At 70.9% G+C, this 20,712-nt stretch carries 13 protein-coding genes; 11 read left to right on the forward strand and 2 right to left on the reverse strand.

Features of this window, described 5'->3' with window-relative positions; all coding sequences use genetic code 11:
* The first annotated feature begins 183 nt into the window (after positions 1–183).
* The 7 genes from EJO66_RS32565 to EJO66_RS16355 all read left to right on the forward strand — a co-directional run bounded on the left by EJO66_RS32565 (position 184) and on the right by EJO66_RS16355 (position 17,190).
* A complete protein-coding gene (locus EJO66_RS32565) occupies positions 184–942 on the forward strand; it encodes a TonB-dependent outer membrane receptor (RefSeq protein WP_164547838.1) in 759 nt (252 codons plus the stop codon).
* The gene (locus EJO66_RS32570) at positions 939–1,490 is read left to right on the forward strand and encodes an RNA polymerase sigma factor (RefSeq protein ID WP_164547839.1); all 552 of its coding nucleotides are present in this window, start codon (positions 939–941) and stop codon (positions 1,488–1,490) included. Before EJO66_RS32565 ends, EJO66_RS32570 begins: the two co-directional genes overlap by 4 nt.
* An 8-nt stretch (positions 1,491–1,498) precedes the next feature.
* Entirely contained in the window at positions 1,499–2,485 is a 987-nt protein-coding gene (locus tag EJO66_RS16335; RefSeq protein ID WP_124959616.1) for a FecR family protein, read from the forward strand.
* Positions 2,486–2,539: 54 nt separating this feature from the next.
* Positions 2,540–2,920, forward strand: a complete 381-nt coding sequence (locus EJO66_RS16340; protein ID WP_124959617.1) for a FecR/PupR family sigma factor regulator — start codon at positions 2,540–2,542, stop codon at positions 2,918–2,920.
* Positions 2,921–2,952: 32 nt separating this feature from the next.
* Positions 2,953–15,744: a filamentous haemagglutinin family protein gene (locus EJO66_RS16345; RefSeq protein ID WP_164547840.1), complete on the forward strand. Its 12,792-nt coding sequence runs from the start codon at positions 2,953–2,955 to the stop codon at positions 15,742–15,744.
* Between the two features lie 117 nt (positions 15,745–15,861).
* Entirely contained in the window at positions 15,862–16,476 is a 615-nt protein-coding gene (locus tag EJO66_RS16350; protein ID WP_124959619.1) for an RNA polymerase sigma factor, read from the forward strand.
* 96 nt (positions 16,477–16,572) lie between these two features.
* Positions 16,573–17,190 carry a transposase gene (locus EJO66_RS16355; RefSeq protein ID WP_164547841.1) on the forward strand — a complete coding sequence of 206 codons (618 nt, stop codon included), beginning with the start codon at positions 16,573–16,575 and terminating at the stop codon, positions 17,188–17,190.
* A gap of 43 nt (positions 17,191–17,233) precedes the next feature.
* Here the strand turns inward: EJO66_RS16355 and EJO66_RS16360 are convergent, their stop codons facing one another.
* Positions 17,234–17,686: a type II secretion system protein N gene (locus EJO66_RS16360; protein ID WP_124959621.1), complete on the reverse strand. Its 453-nt coding sequence runs from the start codon at positions 17,684–17,686 to the stop codon at positions 17,234–17,236.
* Positions 17,687–17,826: 140 nt separating this feature from the next.
* Between EJO66_RS16360 and EJO66_RS16365 the strand changes: the two genes are divergently transcribed.
* From EJO66_RS16365 to EJO66_RS16375, 3 genes are read left to right on the forward strand one after another with little or no spacing between them, the layout of a single operon-like run.
* Positions 17,827–18,327 (forward strand): prepilin-type N-terminal cleavage/methylation domain-containing protein, encoded by a 501-nt coding sequence (locus EJO66_RS16365; protein ID WP_124959622.1) that lies wholly within the window; start codon positions 17,827–17,829, stop codon positions 18,325–18,327.
* 3 nt (positions 18,328–18,330) lie between these two features.
* Complete coding sequence (gspI, locus tag EJO66_RS16370) at positions 18,331–18,717, forward strand: type II secretion system minor pseudopilin GspI (RefSeq protein WP_206168852.1); 387 nt, start codon at positions 18,331–18,333, stop codon at positions 18,715–18,717.
* Positions 18,718–19,377: a PulJ/GspJ family protein gene (locus EJO66_RS16375; RefSeq protein ID WP_124959623.1), complete on the forward strand. Its 660-nt coding sequence runs from the start codon at positions 18,718–18,720 to the stop codon at positions 19,375–19,377.
* Positions 19,378–19,398: 21 nt separating this feature from the next.
* Here the strand turns inward: EJO66_RS16375 and EJO66_RS16380 are convergent, their stop codons facing one another.
* Positions 19,399–19,773: a hypothetical protein gene (locus EJO66_RS16380; protein ID WP_124959624.1), complete on the reverse strand. Its 375-nt coding sequence runs from the start codon at positions 19,771–19,773 to the stop codon at positions 19,399–19,401.
* Positions 19,774–19,966: 193 nt separating this feature from the next.
* Between EJO66_RS16380 and EJO66_RS16385 the strand changes: the two genes are divergently transcribed.
* Positions 19,967–20,695 carry a TonB family protein gene (locus tag EJO66_RS16385; protein ID WP_124959625.1) on the forward strand — a complete coding sequence of 243 codons (729 nt, stop codon included), beginning with the start codon at positions 19,967–19,969 and terminating at the stop codon, positions 20,693–20,695.
* Positions 20,696–20,712 lie beyond the last annotated feature (17 nt).

Raw genomic sequence — 20,712 nt, forward strand, 5'->3', positions numbered from 1 at the left:
CTGTGCCACGGCACGGCCCTCATCCTGGGGCTTTGGGCTGTCTGGCCCGGTCAGCACAAACGCAAGGGTTTGCGATGTCATGCGAACGTCACCTCGGGCGACTAACTTCACCCGGGTCCGCAAGAGCGCCAGGTGGGCTGCGCGGCGGAAGCGGCAACCCAGGGACATGTGCGCCAACCCGGTATGACAGCGATTTCGGCATCGGTCAGTGTTCTGGCACTGGCCTGGTGCCTGGCCGGCGCGGTTGCGTTGTTCGGGTGCGGCGTGGCGTATGCGCAGCCGGAGCCCGCGGCGCAGCAGGCGTCCACGGCACGCATCGATTTCGATATTCCGGCCCAGCGCCTGGGAGACGCGATCGAAGCCTACAGCGCGACGACGCGGATGGATGTGCTGATCGATGGCCACCACGCGCAGCGCCTCTCGACTGCCGTGCGCGGCTTGCTGACCGCGGCGGAGGCAATGGAAGCAATGCTGGTGGGTACGGGCCTGGAAGCGCGCCTTGCCAATGCGAGTTCGCTGGTGATCCAGGCCTCGCGCACATCCGGCGCTGCGGCCGCGCTGCAAGGAGCGCAAGCGCCGGGGCTGGAGGAGTCGGGTTTCAAAGAAGGGGAAGTCTTGCATCAGTCCTACGCCGCCCAGGTCCAGCAGGCCCTGCGCGGTTCCTTGTGTGGTTCGGCCGAAACACGGCCGGGCAGCTATCGCCTGGCGCTGCAGCTGTGGCTGGACGCGCGCGGCACGGTGGAGCGCTTCCGCCTGCTCAGCACGACCGGCGACGCGAACCGCGATGCCGCCGTGCACAGCCGGGTGCGCAGCCTGTCCATCGGCAGCGCGCCGCCGCCGTCGCTGCCGCAGCCGCTGGTCATCCTGCTGCTGCCGGAGGGACCGGGCGCGCAGGTCGATTGCGGGCAGGCCGCCTACCGCGGCAAGGTCTACGCGCAATGAGCGAAGGCATGGCGTCCACGCTGCGCGCGCGCATGGTCGCGCGCTACGTCGAGTTGCGCGGCAAGCTCGAGCGCATCGTCGGTTCGCGCGACGATGCGGCCGACGCGATGCAGGAGACCTGGCTTCGCCTCGCGGCCATGAGCGACGGCACCACGACGGTGAACAATGCCGACGCCTACCTGCTTCGCATGGCCGCGAACATTGCCACCGATCGCTACCGCCAGGACAATGTGCTGCTCGCGCGCGGCGAGATCGACGCGCTGGTGCACATGGTGGACGAGGTGGGAGACCCCGAACGCATCGCGAGCGGGCGCAGCGATGTGCAGGCACTGAGCCTCGTGCTCGCGCGCATGCCGGCGCGGCGGCGCGCCATCCTGGTGGCGGCGCGCGTCGAAGGCCAGCTCAACAGCGAGATTGCGCAGCACCTCGATGTTTCCGTGAGCACGGTCGAGAAGGAATTGCGCGCAGCCCTCGAATACTGCAAGAAGCATTTGCCGGACGTGGAGGCCGCCCAGCGCGGCCACTTTGCCGGCCCGAGAAAATACTGATGAGCGCCATGTCTTCTTCCAAGCCCGACCCTGGTGCGCTTCAACGCCAGGCCCATGCCTGGTGGGTGCGGCTGCATTCGGGCCAGGCGACCCGCGCCGACGCCGACGCGTTCCGGCAATGGGCGACCCTGAGCGCCGCGCACGCGCAAGCTTGGCGCGAGGTCATGCGCGTGTGGTCGGCACTCGATCCGCTGCTGGCCGAAGAGGCCGCGCGCCAGGCGGCACGGGCGCCGCTGTTCTCGTGGCCCGGCGTGTCCGAGGCGCTGCGTTCCCCGGGGCGCAGGGCGTTCATGGGCGGCGCGGTCGCGGCCACCGTGGCTGCGGGCGTGCTGGCGGTCGACCCGCCATTGGGCCTGTGGCCGTCGGTGGGCGAACTGGCCGCCGACTACCGCACCGCCACGGGCGAGCAGCGGCAGGTGGCGCTGGGCGAGGACGTCAGCGTGCGCATGAACACGCAGACGCTCATCAACCGCATCGGCACCGGCGCGAACCTCCGCGGAATGGAACTGCTGGCCGGCGAGGCGGAGATCGCGGCGGCAGGCAATGCCGACTTCTTCGTGGAGACGGGTGGCGGCCGCCTGCTGGCGCGGGGCGCGCGCTTCAACGTCCGCCACACCGGGCCGCAGGTCTGCGTGACCTGTCTCGATGGCCGCGTGCTGGTGTCGGTGGGCGGAGAGCAGCGCTCGGTCGAAGCGGGCCGGCAGGTGGTGTACGACCGGGCCGGCATCCAGGACGTGGTGCGTGCGGACGTGGTCAGCGTGAGCACGTGGCGCACGGGCGTGCTGTCTTTCGACCGCACGCCGCTCGCCGAAGTGATCGACGAGATCAACCGCTATCGCCCGGGCAAGGTCATCCTGCGCAACGAGTCGTTGGGCCGCACGCTGGTGCGGATGCAGTTGTCGCTGCGCAGCATCGACAACGCACTGGTGATGATCCGCGAACTCTATGGCGCCAAGGTGCGCAGCCTGCCGGGCGGCATCGTGCTGTTGAGCTGAGACGCCCTGCGCAAATAATTTACGGGTCGCCTCGCGCAGGCTCGTCATGGGGGTATGCAACCGACGCCTCATGACGAACGGCCGCGCGAAGCCCGCAGCAAGGAAGCCTGCCTGGGCGAGGCGCTGGACTGGATCGTGCGCCTGAACCGCCTCAGCGTCAGTGAGGCCGAGCTTCTTGCGCTCGAAGTCTGGCGCGCGCGCAGTGCCACGCATGCCCAGGCCTGGCACGAGGCGCTGGTGCTGTGGCGGCTGCTGCTGCCCGCTGCGCACGGCCTGTCGCAATCGCCGCCACCCGCTCGCCGCCGAGGGGCCGCCGGCCATCCATTGATCGCCTGCACCGCGGGCGACATCCGCATCACCGACCGCGGTGCCGCTCGCGGCGCTGCTTCCGACATCTCGTTCCCGCACTATCGCCGCAGGCAATCATGGTCTTGAATCCACACACCCTTCATTCACGCCGATCCGCAGTGCAGCGGGGCGCATCGTCCGGTGGCGGCGGCCTGCGCCTGACGCCGCTGGCGCGAGCCATGGCGGTGGCGCTGGCGGCGGCCGGCGCGCTGGGCCCGACGCAAGCGGGCCAGGCCTTCAGCCCTGCGTGGTTTGCGAACAAGGGTGCGGCCCAGGCCGGCGCGATGCAGACCGGCAGGCTGCCGAACGGCATGCCGGCGTCGAGCCTTGCGAGCCCGTCGCAGCAGCAACAGCAGGCCAGCGAGCAGCTCCAACGTTCGATCGGCAACCTGAACCTGGCCGCGCGGGCCATCGCGGCGCAACAGGCCGCGCAGGCCGCGGCGCGCGAGGCGGCGCTGCGCGATCCGTCGTCGGTGCCCGACGGCCTGGCTGAAGGCGGCCTGCGGGTCGATACCAACAGCCTCACGGCGGGCTGGCACAACGCCAATGCACCGGTGCAATCGCAGCAGGCCGACGGCCGTACCAACGTGGCGATCCAGCAGACCGGCGACCGCGCCATCCTCAACTGGGAGACTTTCAACGTCGGGCGCAACACGACAGTCGAATTCAGGCAGCAGGCCGACTGGGCGACGCTCAACCGCGTGAACGATCCGCAGGCGCGGCCCTCGCAGATCCAGGGGCAGATCAAGGCCGACGGCACGGTGCTCATCGCCAACCGCAACGGCATCGTCTTCAGCGGCAGCAGCCAGACCGACACGCGCAACCTGGTGGCGGCAGCCGCGAAGATCGGCGACGACCAGTTCAAGGCGCACGGCATCCACAGCGCACCCGCAGGCGAAGGCTATGCGCCGAGCTTCACCGACGCAGGCGGCGCGGTGAAGGTCGAAGCGGGCGCGCAGCTCGCCACGCGCACGCCCACTTCCGTGAAGCAGGGCGGCGGCTACGTGCTACTGATGGGGCAGGAGGTGAGCAACGCCGGCACCATCACCACGCCGCGCGGGCAGGTGCAGCTGGCCGCGGGCGATTTCTTCATCGTGCGTCCCGGCCAGGGCACGGCCGCGAACCAGATCTCGACCACGCGCGGCAATGAAGTGGCGCCGCAGTTCAATGCCGACAGCAGCTCGGGCAAGGTCGTCAACACCGGCCTGCTGCAGGCGCCCGAGGGCGACATCACGCTGGCCGGGCGCAAGGTGGTGCAGGACGGCGTGGCGCTCGCCACCACCACGGTGGACGCGCGCGGCACCATCCACCTGCTGAACTCGGCGAGCGACAAGCTCGGCAGCGTGACTGTCACGCAGCGCGCGGTCAACGCGGTGCTGCTGGACAGCCAGAACGGCCGCACCGCGCTGGACAGCCAGCGCGAGGCGCTCATCGCCGAATCGGCCAGGCAGGACGTGCTGCGCCGCGCCAGCATGCAGGGCGCCTTCGACAACCTTTCGCTTCTGGACGACCGGCGCGACCAGTCGCGCATCGAGATCGTCTCTGGCGGCAACGTGCTCTTCGAAGGCGGCTCCACCACGCTGGCCACAGGTGGACAGCTCGCGGTAAGCGCCGGAAGCACATCCGGGCGAAGCACCGTGGCCAAGGGCGCGAGGCTCGACGTCTCGGGCGCGGTCGGCGTGCAGGTGGCGATGTCCTCCAACAACGTGCAGATCAACATCCAGGGCAACGAGCAGCGCGATGCGCCGCTCAACCGCGACACCTCGATGCTCAACAGCAGCAACGTGTTCATCGACCGGCGCAAGCTGGTGCGCGTGGCGCGTGGCGTGGGCGGCTACGACGGCGAGCGCTGGTACACGCCGGGCGGCCTGCTGGAAGTCGGTGGCTACCTCGGCCTGCAGGGCCACGGCATCGGCGAGTGGGCCGCGCAGGGCGGCAGCGTCAGCTTCTCGGGCGGCGAGCTCGTGACGCATACAGGATCGAACATCAATCTCTCGGGCGGCACACTGGACGTGCAGACCGGCTTCATCCGCCAGAGCTGGCTCAAGGGACCTGAAGGGCGCCTGTACGAAGTGTCGAACGCGCCCGCCGACATCGCCTACAGCGGCCTCTACAAGGGCTACGAAGACGCGCACAAGCGCTGGGGCGAGAAGACCACCGGCTACTTCTACAACCCGCTGATCGGGCCGCAACAGCGGCTGGAGAACGGCTACACCGTGGGCCGCGACGCTGGGCGGCTGGTGGTGGCCACCGGCGCCGCGGTGCTCGACGGCGACATCACGGCCCATGCCTTCCAGGGCGCGCGGCAGGTCGAGCGCGGCGATGCGGGCCTGGACGGCTATGCGCAGTCGCACAACGCGGCGGCGCAGGCCGGGCAGCTGGTACTCGGGCGCTACGAGACGGCCTACAGCGGCGACGCCAAGGTCGGCCCGGTGGGCGTTTTCCACAACCTTGTGCCCACGTTCGACAACATCGTGTTCGGCCCCGCGCAGCCCGATGCCGGCGCCGCGCTGGCGCCCGACACCGCGCTGCCGCAGGCGCGCCGCGACGCGCTCCTGCTAGACAGCGAGCGGCTGAGCGGCTTCGGCCTCGGCACGGTGATGGCCGCGGCCGGCGACAGCGTGAAGGTCGAGGAGGCCCTGGGCGTTGTGCCCGGCGGCCGCATCGCGCTGCACGCGCCGCAGGTGACGGTGAACGCCGACCTCACGGTCCGCGGCGGTGCCATCGCGCTGGGCAACGTGCTCAACTCGGTGACCGCGGCCGGCGCACCGGTGGAGAACGCATTGCCGGCGAGCGAGGGCCAGCCGACCGAGGTGATCGTCGCTCGGGACGCGGCGCTCGACGCGCGGGGGCTCTGGAGCAACCTGCAGCTGGAACCGGGCGACGCGAAGGGGCTGGCTTTCCTGGACGGCGGCTCGGTGAGCATCGGCAGCACCGGCGCGGTGACGCTTGCGACCGGTTCGCTCGTCGACGTGTCCTCGGGCGGCGCGCTGCTGGCCAACGGCAAGACGCGCGGCGGACGCGGCGGCGACGTGAGCCTGGTCGCGGATGCCCAAGTCGATGGGGTGGCGACGAACGGGCTGCTGACGGTCGATGGCGACATCCGCGGCTACGGCGTCAAGGGCGGCGGCACGCTCAGGATGGTGTCGGGCAGCGGCATCGTGGTCGGCGGCAAGCTGCAAGGCGCCGACGGCGTGCTGGGCGCGGGTGAAGCGGCGCCGCTCGATGCGATCCTGTTGCAGAACTACCAAGTGCACGCCGGCGACATCCTGCCGGTGGATTACAGCTACGAACGCACGCGCGCGCTGCCTGGAGAAGCTGTGTCGAATGCGCCGCTGTTCGATGGTGGTGCGAATGCCGTCACCCTGGCCGCGAACTGGCAGCTTCCCGATGCCGTTGGCGGGCGTGCCTACACGGTGCTGGCCATCGTCGACGGCCAGCAGCGCTCGTTCATGGGCTTCAGCAGCGGTGACATCAACGAGAGCGAGACAGTGCCAGCGGGTGCCACGGTGATACGCATGAACACCTCCACCGCATTTCCGGTGAACTACATCGTGCCCGCCAACGTATTCCCCAACGGTTTCGGCATCGAGGCCCAGGTGGTCACGGTCGCCGCGGGCCATGCCGCGCCGGCGGACTTCGCCATCGCGAGCGGCACGCGCATTGCCGCTGGCGTCGTGTTCCTTCAGCCGGTGGTCACGAGCACGAGCCTCTCGATCGGCGCCGGCATGCTCCAGTCCGGCTTTGCGAACTACGACTTCAACGGCCGCCTGGGCGTGGCCGCGGCCGACAACGCCGCGCTCGATGTGCGCATGCCGGTCTACCGCTTCACCGATGCGTCCAAGACGGCCGCCACCGGCAGCGACCCCGCCGTTGCACTGGAGCTCTGGACGCCGCCGCTCTGGCAGGAAGACGCGCTCAAGGGCGTGCTCACCCAGCGCCGCGGCGCGAGCCTCACGCTGCAATCGGGCACAGGCTCGGGCATGTCGACCGGCCCCAGAGGTCCGGTCGACGTGCGTGCCGGCGCCGCCGTCACCGTGGACCCCGGCCAGTCGATCACGCTGAATGGCCGGGATGTCACGGTCGACGGCCGGCTCACTGCACCGGGCGGAACGATCGCTATCGGCGGCGGCGGCATCCCCGATGCGCCCGGCCTGTTCTGGATCGGCGAGCGCGCGGTGCTCGATGTCGCGGCGCGCGCCGTCACCGCGCAGGACGTGTACGGCCGGCGCTACGGACAGGCGGCCGACGGCGGCACCATCCGCATCGGCGGTGCGCTCGACTGGGAAGAGAAGGGCCGGGCCGAAGCGCCCCATGCCTTCGTCGTCATCCGACCGGGCGCACTGCTCGACGCCTCGGGAACGAGTGCCACGTTCGACCGCGCGGTGGACAGCATCGACCGCAGCTTCGCACCGATGCAGGTGGCCACCGACGGCGGCTCGATCGTGCTGAAGTCCGTGCAGGGCCTGTACCTCGACGGCACACTGCGCGCGGCGGCCGGCGGCGCCGGCGCGGCCGGCGGCACGCTGGGGCTGGCGCTCGAGTCGGCCATCTACCCCACGTCGACCACGCGCGGCGAGGTGCTGCGGCATCGCGAGCTGGTGCTCGCGCAGGAGCAGGGCGACAGCCTGCTCGCGGCGGGGCTGGCCCGGCCGGATGCGAAGCAGCAGCTGCTCACCGGCACGGCGCGCATCGGGGTCGACCGCATCGAGGTCGGCGGCTTCGACAACCTGTCGATACTCGCCAACGGCCCCTTGAGCTTCGATGGCGACGTGGCGCTGCGCATGGGGCAGAGCCTGCGCCTCTATGCGGGCACCTACGCGCACGCAGAGAATGCTCCTGCGGGCACGAACGTGTCGCTGTCGGCACCGTATGTGCGCCTGGCGGGCACGACCCTGACCGCGCCCGACGGCTTCACCATGCCCAGGGCCAACTGGGCCGCCGGTCCGTCGCAGCAACCCACCGACGGCATGTTCTCGGTGCTGGCCGACCTGATCGACGTGCGCGACGACGTCGGCTTTGGCACCCATGCCGAGCTCGACCTGCGCACCTCGCGCTACACGGTGGACCGGCGCGGCTTCGACGCCGCCGAGCTCACGAGCCGGGGCGACATCCGCATGCTGGGAGGCAGCCTCGCGACCACGGGCAACCTCGCGCTCGCTGCGGAACAGATCTACCCGACGACGGGCGCGCGGGCCACGGTCCAGGCCGGCTACCGCAGCATCGACGGCATCGTGGACTACCTGCCCGGCAGCGTTCTTTCCATCCGCCGCCAGGGCGAAGGCGAAGTCGCCATGCCCTATTCGGTCTTCGGCAGCCTCAGCCTGGGCGCCGAGACCATCGAGCAGGGCGGCATCGTGCGGGCGCCGCTGGGCCTGCTGACGCTGGGAACCGGCGCGGAGGTCGGCGCGGTGACCGAGCGCGTGAACCTGCTCGCGGGCAGCATCACCTCGGTAAGCGGCGCCGGGCTCGCGATGCCCTACGGCGGCACGGTCGACGGCCTGAGCTATGCATACAACGGCCAGGCTGTGCAACTCGACAGCGTGGGCGCGTTGACGCGCGGCATCTCGGTGGTGGCCAGGCACCTGGATGCGCAGGGCGGCGCCGTGCTCGACCTGTCGGGCGGCGGCACGCTCTCGGGCGCCGGCTTCGTGAGCGGGCGGGGCGGTTCGGTCGACGTGCTGAACACGCCGCTCGCCAATGCGAATCCCGCCAACGGCTACAGCAGCGCGGGCAACGCGGTGTATGCGATCGTGCCCGGCAGCGCCGCGCGCTATGCGCCGGTGGCGCCCGAGGCGGGCTTCGGCACGCCGGGCATCGGCCGGCAGATCACCGTGCCTGCGGGCATTCCGGGCTTGCCCGCCGGAACCTACACGCTGATGCCGTCGAACTACGCGCTGCTGCCGGGCGCATTCAGGGTGGAGATCGGCACGGCCGACGGCATCGGCCTTGCGGGGACCAGCGGCGTGGGCAACGGCTCGTATCTCACGCCCGGCTACCTGGGCGTGGCGCACACGCCGATCCGCGATGCGGTGCCCACCCAGATCCTGGTCACTCCGGGCGACAAGGTGCGCAGCCACGCGAGCTACAACGAGACCGGCTACAACGCCTTCGTGCTTGCCGACGCCGAGCGGCGCGGCTTCCTGCGCGGCATGCTCACCTCGGACGCGAAGACGCTGGACGTCTTCCTGGAGAAGCCCTGGGACGACGACGCCGAGCGCACCGGGCTTGCGTTCGACGGCGAACTGTTCCTGGGCGCCGCGGCCGGAACGCAGGGCTTCGGCGGGACCGTGAATGTCCGCAACGTGCGCGAGATACTGGGCGCCGGACAGACGGCGGCCACCGGCCTGGAAGGCGCCTCCGTCCACGACGAAGCGCTGAACCGGCTGGGCGCCGCGCGCCTGGTGATCAACGGCAGCATCGCCCCCGTCTATGGGCAGGCCGGCCGCGTGGCCACCATCGCCGGCAATGGCAGCCTTGTCGTGCGCAGTGGCGCGCGCCTGTCGGCTGCCGACATCGTGCTGGCGAGCGGTCCCAGCAACGCTGGCGACCCGGCCATCACCATCGAGCAGGGGGCGTCGATCAGCACTGTCGGCCGCCAGGCCATCGCCTACGACTCCAACGACGGCTACGTGTTCTCCGGCAACGGCGTGCTGGCGCTGTCCAACGGCTGGTTCAATCTGATGCTGGCGCCGGCCAGCGCAGATCTCCAGCCCGTGACGGTCAATGTCGGCAGCTGCGTGAGCGCGGCGTGCAGCGGCGAGACCCGGCTGGTGTCCGAAGGCACGCTCGCGGTCGCTACCGATGGCTCGCTGACGCTGGCAGACAACGTGTCCTACGGCACGCGCAATCTCGTGCTGGCGCTCGCCGCAGTGAACCTGGGCGACGATGCGCGCATTGCCGCCGCGGACGCCAACGGGCAACTGCCGCGCGGCCTCGTGCTGAACCAGGCAAGGCTCGGCCAATTGCTGGCCGGCAACACGGCCACAGGCGCCCCGGCGCTGGAGACGCTGGTGCTCAATGCGCGCGACGCGGTGAACATCTACGGCGCGGCCAGCCTCGATGCCTCCAGCCTGGAGCGGCTGGTGCTCGGCACGCCCGCCATCTATGGCTACGGCGCCGCAAGCGACGTCGCTTCGATCCGCGCCGGCGAGTTCCTCTGGACCGGTTCGGAAAACAAACCCGGCGCGGCGATGCCCGGATTGCTGGGCGAGGGCACGCTCGACATCGCCGCCCGCTCGATCGTGCTGGGCCACGGCCCTTATGCGCAACCGACCAACGTCGCGGCGGATGCACGGCTCGCGCTGGGCTTTGCCGACGTGAAGCTGACGGCCACCGAACGCTTTACTTCCGATGGCAAGAGTTCGCTGTCGGTGTACCACCGGCAGGGCGCGTACGTGCCCGGCCAGGGGCATGCGAACGAGGGCGGCAACCTCGCGATCACGTCGCCGCTCGTCACGGGGCAGGCCGCCTCGACGACGCGGATCACGGCGGGCGGCGCCATCGTGGTGGCCGCGCCCCAAGGCACGGGCGCAACGGCGTCGAGCGATGCGCTGGGCGCCACACTGGAACTGCGGGGGAAGAGCGTCGGCCTGGAGGGCAGCGTCGTGCTGCCCTCCGGGAGGCTGGTGCTCGCGGCGACCGGGGACGTCGTGCTCGGTGCCGGCTCGCGCATCGACCTGGCCGGCCGCAAGACCGCGCTGTTCGATGTCGACAAGTACAGCTGGGGCGGCGACCTCGTGCTCTCCAGCGAGGCGGGCAACATCGCGCAGGCGGCGGGCTCCGTCATCGACGTGTCCGCGCGCAACAACCGCGGCGGCACCGTCGAGGCGAGCGCGCTCGGCGCTGGTGCGGGCCGCGTCGGCCTCGCGGGCACGGTCCTGGGCAGCAGCAGCGGCAGCTACGACGCGGGCGGCACGGTCGTACCCTACGACGCGGCCGAGCTCACGGTGCGTGCGCAGACGCTCGACGACTTCGCGGGCCTGAACAATCGCCTGAACGCAGGCGGCGTGTTCGGCGCGCGCCGTTTCCAGATCAAGCAGGGCGACCTCGCCGTGGGCGACGAGGTGAAGGCGCGCGAGGTGTCGATCGCATTGGACGGCGGCAGCCTGCGTGTGGACGGCCGCATCGACGCGAGCGGCTACCAGGTCGGCTCGATCCACCTGGCGGCGCGCAACGACCTTACGGTGAATGGCACGCTCGATGCCCATGGCACGGGCCTGCGCGTGGACAGCTACGGCAAGATCATCGACAGCCCCAACCGGGCCATCGTGGACCTGACCAGCAGCGAAGGCATGCTGACGCTGGGCAGCGGCGCGCGCATCGACCTGCGCGCCGGCACCGACGTGGCCGTGGGACCGAATGCCGGCCAGAACGACGGCCGCGCGCGCGGCACGCTCGACCTGAATGCGCCGCGCGTGGGCGCCAACGACGTGGCGGTCACCGTCGACGGCACGCCCGCGATCCAGGGCGCGAAGACCATCGCGGTCAACGCCTTTCGCAGCTATGACGATGCGCCGCTGGCCGATTTGCCCGACGTGTCGGGCCACCGGCCGCAGCTCATCACGCAGGACTATCTCGACCGCATCGACACGGACAGCCAGGCCTTCGTCGATGCTGCGTTCGCCAACGCGGAGCTGGGCCGCAGGCTCTCGGGCCTGGGCCGCTACCACCTGCGCCCCGGCGTGCAGATCGTGAGCGACCGCGTGAACAACCCGAACGGCGACCTCACGGTGGACGGCGACCTGGACTTTTCGGGCTACCGCTACGGTCCCGATGCCAACCGCGGCGATCCGGCCCGGCGCGGCTTCGGCGAGCCGGGCCGGCTGGTGATTCGTGCGGCCGGCAATCTCAACATCCACGGCGGCATCAACGACGGCTTTGCGCCGCCCGCCGCCACGCCCGACGACAGCGGCTGGGTGCTGACCGAGGCGCGCAAGAACGGCGGCCCCTACACGCCCAACGGCGGCGACATCGTCGTGCCGATCGACGGCGTGGTGCTGGACACCGGCACCCGCTTTCCGGCCGGCTCGACCCTCAACTACAGCGTGGCCGTCGCCGCGATGACGCTGCCGGCGGGCACCGTGCTGCCGGTGGATGCCGTGCTGGCCGGCGCGCTCGGCCTGTCGGCGGGCACGGTGATCGGCGCCAACATCTACAACGCCGACGGGTCCATCGCCCATGCGGCGGGCACGGTGCTGCCGGGCGCCGTGACGCTGGAGGCGGGCATGCGGCTCGGTGCGGGCACGGCGCTGCGCGGCGCAGCGCAGGTCGGCGCGCTCACCTGGCCCAAGGGCGTGGCGCTGCCGGTCGAGATGACCACCACGGCCCAGGTCAACCTCGCGCGCGGATCGCTCATTCCCTCGATGACGTTCGTGGAGCTGCCGGGCGACCAGCCCATCAATTTGCGGCCCGCCGCGAACGGCGCGCAAGGGCGCAACTGGGCCGTTGCTCCGATGCTCGGCGAGGGCGCCACCTCGTGGAACCTCCAGCTGGTGGCGGGCGCCGATCTCGGTTCGGCCGACCGGCGCGCGCTCAACCCCTCGTCCAAGGCCGCCATCAGGCTGGGCGACACGCACTACGTGATGACCCACACGATCGGCCGGGCCAAGGCCTGGGCCGAAGGCAACTTCATGGGGTATCCGGCGGGCACGCCGGTGTCTGCCGACGAATTGTTCTGGTGCGACATCGATCCGACCCAATGCTCCGACGACGGTCCGCCCTCCATCGCGGGCAGCCAGCCCGCGTCGGCGGCCTTCAGCGTGGTGCGCACCGGCACCGGCGACCTGGACCTGTCCGCGGCCGGCGACATCCGCATGGATTCGCTCTACGGCATCTACACCGCCGGCTCGGCAACGGCGGCCGACGCTGCGTACAACCGCGCGCGCGGCAGGGAGGCCGACGGCACGGTCATCGGCCCGCAGCCCGACCTGCTCGACTACGCGAGCAGCCTGGCGGCCTACCGCGCCTGGTATCCCGACCAGGGCGGCAACGTGCGCATTGCCGCGGGCGGCAACCTGGTGGGCGACATCACCGGCGCGCCGACGACCAGCGTGGTGCCGGGCAACTGGCTCTGGCGCCAGGGCTCGGGCACGGCGGCCATCGACACGCCGATCCCCACGTCGTGGTGGATCAACTTCGGCACCTACGCCAGGAGCACCACCGCCACGCCCGACCTGGTCGGCTTCACCGGCATCGGCACGCTGGGCGGCGGCAACGTCAGCATCCGGGTGGGAGGCGAGGCCGGCACGATCGACCTGCGCGGCGAGCAGGTCGCGCAGCAGAGCGTCGATCACCGCAGCCAGGGGCTGGTGGTCGCGGTTGGCAGCACGGGCCGGGTCGGCGCCGACGGCGCGCTCACACTCACGGGCGGTGGCGACATCGACATGCGCATCGCGGGCGCGCTCAACCCGCAGCGCAAGCTCAGCCCCGGCGCGGAAACGCTCGTGCTCACGGGCGCCATCGCCAACCTGCGCGGCGCGACCGAACTCGCCGCCGCCGCCATCGGCAGTGTCGGCCTGCAGTATCAGGCTCGGAGTTCCGACCCCACCGATCCGCGCGACATGGACCCTTTCAGGGCCGCCTATGCCGATGCACGCGGCGGCATCAACCTCGTGCCGGGCGACACCGCCATGCGCCTGGAGACGCGCGGCGACCTGGCGATGGGCGGGGCGGCCGATGCGGGCCGCAGCGCAACGCCAAACACCTCGGGCTACCTGCTGGGGGGGCAGACGCAATCCGGCGGCGGCCAGAGCGCGTTCTCGCTGTGGACCGCGCGCAGCGCGATCGAACTGGTTTCGGCCGGCGGCAACCTGACGCCCACCATGGCAACGGGCGACAAGAGCCAGATCGGGACCGCCGCGGCAGACGCATGGATCGTCTACCCCTCGATCTTCCGCGCGGCCGCGCTTTCGGGAAGCCTCTACTACGGCTATGCGGCGCTGCCGCAGACGGTCGGGTTGCCCGAAACCCTCGTGTATGGCCTGACCCTCGCGCCTTCGGCCACAGGTGAACTGGAGATGCTCGCGGGCGGATCGATCTATGCGGGCCAGTACGCGGTCGGCATGTCGGGTTCGGGCACGCCCGTACCGACACCATTGAACCCGGCGTTCCTGGGCGCGACCGATCCGAGCAACATCCTCGTGACCAACATCTCGCGGGAGGGCCCGGCGTTTTCCACCAGCGCCTTCGCGCCCACGACCCTGTTCGCGTTCGGCGCGAACAGCGCCGCGATGCCGCTGGGCCGCGCTGAAGATGCGCCGCCCATCAGGTTCTATGCGGCCGGCGGCGACATCATCGGCCTGAAGACGGGCGAGGTGGTGCAGAAGAACGGCGGCGCGACCACCTGGTACAACGCCGCCGCGCCGGTGTGGATCAAGGCCGGCCGGGACATCGTCAACACCGGCGTGGCGCCCGGCACCACCACCGGCGCGTCCGCGGAACTCGACGGTGCCAGGCTGCGCGGCAACCTGATCGTCCACGACAACCCGACCGACGTTTCCGTCGTCTCCGCCGGCCGCGACATCCTCTACGCCAACCTCGACGTCGCCGGCCCCGGCACGCTGGAAGTTTCCGCGGGCCGCAACCTGCTGCAGGAAGACCGCGGCGGCATCGCCTCGATCGGGCCGATCGTGCCGGGCGACACCCGGCGGGGTGAGTCGATCGCGCTGATGGCGGGCGTGGGTGCCCAGGGCCTCGACATGTCGGCGATCCGCGCGCGCTACCTCGATCCGTCGAAGCGCGCCGGTGCCGGTGCGCCGCTGGCCGGCCAGCCCGGCAAGGCCGCCAGGACCTACGAGGCGGAACTCGCCGCGTGGCTGAACGCACGCTACGGCTTCAGCGGCGACACCACGCAGGCCCTCGCGTATTTCGATGCGCTGGCGCCGGAGCAGCAGCGCATCTTCCTGCGCGAGGTGTACTACGCCGAGCTGCGCGAGGGTGGCCGCGAATACAACGACCGCGGCAGCAGCCGCTTCGGCTCGTACCTGCGCGGCCGCGAGATGATCGCCACGCTGTTCCCCGACCGCGATGCGGCCGGCAACGAGATCGTGCGCGGCGGCGACATCACGATGTTCGGCGGCTCGGGCGTGCGCACCAATTTCGGTGGCGACATCGAGATGCTCGCGCCGGGCGGCAAGATCATCCTCGGCGTGCAGGGCGAGGTGCCGCCGGCCACCTCGGGCGTGATGACGCAGGGCGAGGGCGACATCCGCCTCTTCAGCGAAGGCAGCCTGCTGCTGGGCCTGTCGCGCATCATGACCACATTCGGCGGCGACATCTTCGCCTGGTCCGAGAAGGGCGACATCAATGCCGGCCGCGGCTCCAAGACCACGGTGCTGTACACGCCACCCAAGCGCGTGTACGACGGCGTGGGCAATGTCGAGGTTTCCCCGCAGGCACCGAGTTCGGGCGCGGGCATCGCCACGCTGGCGCCGATTGCCGAGGTGCCGCCGGGCGACGTCGATCTGATCGCGCCGCTGGGCACCATCGACGCGGGCGAAGCGGGCATCCGCGTGTCGGGCAACGTCAACGTCGCGGCGCTGCAGGTGGTGAATGCGGCCAACATCCAGGTGAAGGGCGAATCGAGCGGCCTGCCGATGATGGCTTCGGTGAACGTGGGTGCCCTGACGAACGCCAGCGCGGCCGCCTCGCAGGCCAGCATGGCGGCGCAGGACGTGATGCAGCGCGAGCGTGCCGCGGCGCGCCAGGCCTTGCCCTCGGTGTTCACCGTGCGCGTGCTGGGCTTCGGCAACGAGCCGGCAAGCGGCAGCGACACGCCTTCGGACAAGGCGGCGACGCCGGTGAGCTACAACCCGCGCAGCGTGATTCGCGTGCTGGGCGGTGCAGGGAACCTGCCACCCTCGGCGAGCCGGCAGCTGACCGACGAGGAGCGCGCCAATCTGCAACGCTGACCCGTGCCGGGCGCCCCGGCCGGTGGGCGCATCCGTTCCTTCCTTGCCTCAAGGCCTGGCCGTCCCCGCAACCGGAACTCCGGGTGCGGATGTGCCGGGCGCTCAGCGAAAACGATCATGACTCCCAATTCCCTGGCCATTCGCAGTGCTCCGCACCGGTTCTCCCTGGTATTCCCGCAGGCCTGGCGCCTGGTCGACGCCATCGGGATGCCCGCACCTGAAGTGCGCGCTCCGGCAAGGCCGGCTGCTGCGCCTGCCTGCGACCTGCAGGCCCATCTGGTGGCGCACTATGCCCAGCTGCACCGGCGCCTCGGCCGGCAGCTCGGATGCCGGGATCTCGCGAGTGAGTGCCTGCACGAGGCATGGCTTCGGCTGGGCGAGCGCCAGCCGCGCGAGGCGCCGGCCAACGCCGACGCCTACATCTACCGGGTGGCCTTCAATCTTGCGATGGACAGCATCCGCTCGCGCGAGCGCTGGCTGGGATCGGCCGAGGAGGGCGCGGACTTCGACGCCATCGCCGACCTGCAGCCCGGCCCGGAGCTCATCGCGCAGGCGCGCTCGGAGGTGGCAGCGGTGGACCGCGCCATGCAGCGCCTGCCGCGCCGCCACCAGTCGATGCTGCTTGCGCTGCGCTGGCACGAGATGTCGCGCCAGGAAGTGGCCCGGCGCCACGGCATCTCGGTGCGCAAGGTGGACACCGCGCTCAGGCAGGCCCTTGGCGAACTGCGCTGAAGCCGTGAGGTGCGCAGTGGGCACGGCGCAGCCTGCATGCATGCCGGCGCCGCGCATCCCGTTGCACGCCGATTCAGGAAGTGGAGGAAGTCGATCATGAAGTGGATGTCGCCGCTGCGGGTCACCATGCAGGAACTCGATGCCAGGCTCTCGAAGATCGTCGAGCGCGCGCGCGAAGGGCCGGTGGCCGTCAACCGGTACGGCTCGCCGTGGGTGTGGATCGTCAGCCACCAGGCCTGGGTCCAGGCCGACAACCTGCGTGCGCTGGTGCCGCCGGGCCACCCGCTCGTGGCGCTGCGCGAGCAGGTGGAGGATGCCCTGCGGCACGAGCGCGCGCTGCTGGCCGACCTGGAGAGCCGGTACGGCAGCACGATCGACGCCGCGACGCTCTTCAAGTGCCTGATGCTGCAGATCATCTATTCGCTCGAAGACGCACAGAAGGTGCACGAGAGCCTGGCCTACAACATGCTGTTCCGCTGGTTCGTGGGCTTCGAGAAGTTTGCCGACGAGCTGCCCGGACGTGCCGAGTTCACGCGCGAGCTGCAGGCCGTGGGGGCCGATCCGCGCGCCGTGCGGGTGGTCACGCGCTGTCTCTCCAGCACCTTCCTTCAGGAGTCGGGCGATGGCGATTTCCGGGTCAACCGCGGGCTGCTGCACGCGCTGTCCCACTGGGCCTCCGCGCCCGACGCTCGCTCGCACGAAGTGGCACGCTAGGGGAGGCGGCAAGATGCGGATCCGCCGGCGCGGACCCTGCGCGCTAGCGATGGGCTTCGGCGGGCGCCACCCTGACGATGCCCGGTCCCTTCGGCTGCACGATGGCCGGTGCGGCGATGCGCTCGGTCGTTCCGGCTTTCTCGATCACTACCGCGTCGGCCTCGATGGCCGCCAGCGTGACCGACCGGCCCAGCGCGTCGCCGACCTGGTAGGGCCTGGGCGCCGCATCGTTGACGGCCAGCACGGCCACACCCTCTTGGCCCGTGCCCTTGATCAACCCCTTGACGGCAACGTTCGCCCGCAGCTCGCCGGGGCCGAACCACGCGGCCAGGGCCCCGGCCGTGGGGTCGGCTGCCGCCGCCGGCGCGGATGCGGCCGGAACCTGCGGCGCGGGCCGGGACAGCAGGTGGACCCAGGTCGCCACCCCCGCAACGGCCAGCAGCAGGCCGGCGGCGTGGACCAGGGTTCTGGCGGACAGCTTCACAGGATCGGTCATCGGTATTCCCCATGCGGTTGCCGCTGCTGCGGCATTCGGGTTCCATGTCTATCACGGTGGCATTGGCGCTTCGTGTCAGGCGCTGTTTTCACTCCAGCATCACGGAGTGTTCCTAGCATCGGCGCAAGATGAAGATGTGCATGCTGCTGCGAATCCGGGGTGATACAGCCGATGAAGCCGGCTTCTCGCTGATCGAGTTGATGATCGTGCTGGTCATCATCGGCATCGGGACCGCCGCGATCAGCCTGAGCATGGCGCCCGATCCCGCGCAGGAACTGCGCCGCGAGGCGCATGACCTGGTCCGGCGCCTTGCCGTCGCGCAGAACGAGGTGCGCGTCGACGGACGCGTCATCGCATGGCAGGCGGACGGCACCGGCTATCGGTTCGCGCGCGGAACCTGGCGCGCCGTGCCCGGCAGCGCCATACCGGCGGTATCGACGCTGGGCTCGCTCGACACATTTGGCGCCGATGACGAACTGCGTCCACGACAATGGCGCGTGGCGCCGGTCGACGTCACGCCTGCCGGGCCGATCCTGCTGACCTCCGAGCCGATGGGGACGGCCTGGCAGCTGGCGTTGCGCCACGCCGGCGCCACCGTGACCATCCGGCGGGATGCCGCAGGCGGCTACGAGGTCCGGTAGGCCATGCGCTTCCTGCCGCTATCGTCCCGCACCGGCGGCTTCACGCTCATCGAAGTGCTGATGGCGCTGGCCATCGTCAGCATTGCATTGGCGGCCATCGTGCGGGCTTCGAGCCTGACCATCACCAACCTCGGCCTGCTGGAGCAGCAGTCGCTGGCCATGCTCTCTGCGGAGAATCGGCTGGCCGAGCTGCGCATCGGCCAGGGCCCTTCGGTGCCGGGCGTCGTCCGCAGCGACTGCCCGCAAGGCGGCGTGCGGCTGGTCTGCCGGCTCGAGACCAGCGCCGCCGCCATCGACGGCTTGCGCACGGTGACGGTGGAGGTGTATCTCGCGGAAGACGGCGGCAGGCGGCTGGCCTCGCTGCAAACGCGCGCGGGGGAGGGCCGCTAGATGCGCAGGCGGCAGGCCCAGGCGGGCTTCACGCTGGTCGAGGTGATGATTGCCATCACCATCATGGCCGTGCTGAGCGTGATGGCGTGGCGCGGCCTCGACAGCGTGAGCCGCGCCAACACCATGCTGGAGCAGCGGACCGAAGACATGGCCCGGCTGCTGCGCGCGCTCGATCAGCTGGAGCGCGACCTGGCGCTGCGCGCCACCACCGAACTGCCGTCGAGCGCTACCGATGCGCCGCAGGCCGCCGCGGCGAACACGGCGCCATTGGCCGCCGCCGAACTGCTGCCCGCGTCGTTGCAGGTGCGCCGGCAGGCAGGGTTGCCGTTCTTCATCGAGATCGTCCGGGCGGCGCCCGCCGCACCGGGACACTGGCAGCGCGTGCAATGGTGGCAGCGCGGCGCCGTGCTGTACCGGGCGGCCGGTCCGGCTGCTGCTTCCTTTCCGTTGCCGGCGCCGGATGCCGCCGTGCGCGTCGGGGTGCTGGACGATGTCGCCATGTCCCGTGTGCGGGCATGGGAGCCTGGCCAGGGATGGCGCAACCTGCCAGGGACTGCGCCTGCGCGATCGCCCGCGACGGGGTTGGAGCTGGTGTTCGGTATCCGCGCGGCGGGGGGCGGCGACGTCCGGACTTTCCGCCGCGTTGTCGCGCTCGAATGAAGCAGCCGCGGCCTGCGGTGTTCAGGGCCGGTTCATCAGCGGCGAAGACGGCGCCACCGGCGGCGGACGCTGCGGATGGACCGAGGTGCCGAAGGTATTGCCCATGCGGTGTCCGGTCGCGGCGCGGTTGAACAGGCCGAGCTGGTTCGATGGCCGCTGCGTGATGGCTTCCGACGCCATGCCCGGCGGTGGGTCGCCGGCGCCGCGCGGCGGGGCCGCGGGACTCAGCTTCTGCGTGAGGCAGGCATAGGAAGGCGCGCGTTCGCCGTTGACCATCACTTCGACGCAACTGTCCACGCCGGCATCGCCTGCCTGCGATGCGGCCTGTGCCGCTGCGTTGCCGCAAAGGCCGCACGCCGCGAGGGCCGCGACGCCATACAAGAAAACCATGCGCATCTGCTCGCCTCCATCGCCGGGAATGCGGCAGTCTGGGCCGCATGCAAGTCAGGGGAAAGACGGCGCGCGCCGCATGCAAACAAAACGTCACAGCTTGGTCACGCGCGCCGGATAGTCTCGCCCGCACGCTCACCCAGGCCGCAAGGCGGACGGCCGAACCTCCCAAGACCTCCTCACAGTTGATTTCCGCCAAATGACACGTACTTCCGCACCGGGCGGTGCCCTGACACTGTCCTGGTGCCTTGTCATGGCGCTGATGATGGGCGCGCGGCTCGCCGCCGCGCAAGCCGCTGCGGAAGGCGCCGCGAGGCGTTTCGACCTGCCGGCCCAGCCGCTGGAAATTTCCCTTTCCGTCTTCGGCCGCATCACGGGGCATTCGGTGCTCGTGGCCAGCAGCCTCACGGCCGGACGCGAGGCTGCCGCGGTCCACGGCGACTTCACGCCGCGCGAGGCACTGCAGCGCATGCTCGCCGGCACCGGCCTGGCGGCCCGCTACACCGGCACCGACGCGTTCACGCTGGTGCCCGTTCCGGAAGCGCCATCCGCGCAGAGCCGTTCCGGTGGCCACGCGCCGAGGAGCGAAGGCGCGGCCGCGGAAGCCGCCCGCGCCCAGGCGGGTTTTGCGGCCGAGCTGCAGGCATCGGTCACGCGTGTGCTGTGCATCGCGCAGCCCGATGCCTTTGGCCGCTATCGCCTTGGCATCCAGCTATGGATCGACCCCGCGGGCCAGGTGGGCGAGGCCCGCGTGCTCGAAGGCAGCGGACTCCCGCAGCGGGATGCCGCCGTGCTCGCCAGCCTGCGCGCGCTGGCCCTGGACGCACCGCCGCCGCCGGGGATGGCGCAGCCCGTCACCATCCTGCTGACGCCGCGCGCCGACCCTGGGCGCGACTGCCGTCCCTATCGCGCCGTGCGCGCAGGCTGAAGGCCGGGCAACGAGAC

The sequence above is a fragment of the Variovorax beijingensis genome, from assembly GCF_003951285.1.
In the GTDB taxonomy this organism is placed as follows: Bacteria; Pseudomonadota; Gammaproteobacteria; order Burkholderiales; family Burkholderiaceae_C; genus Variovorax; species Variovorax beijingensis.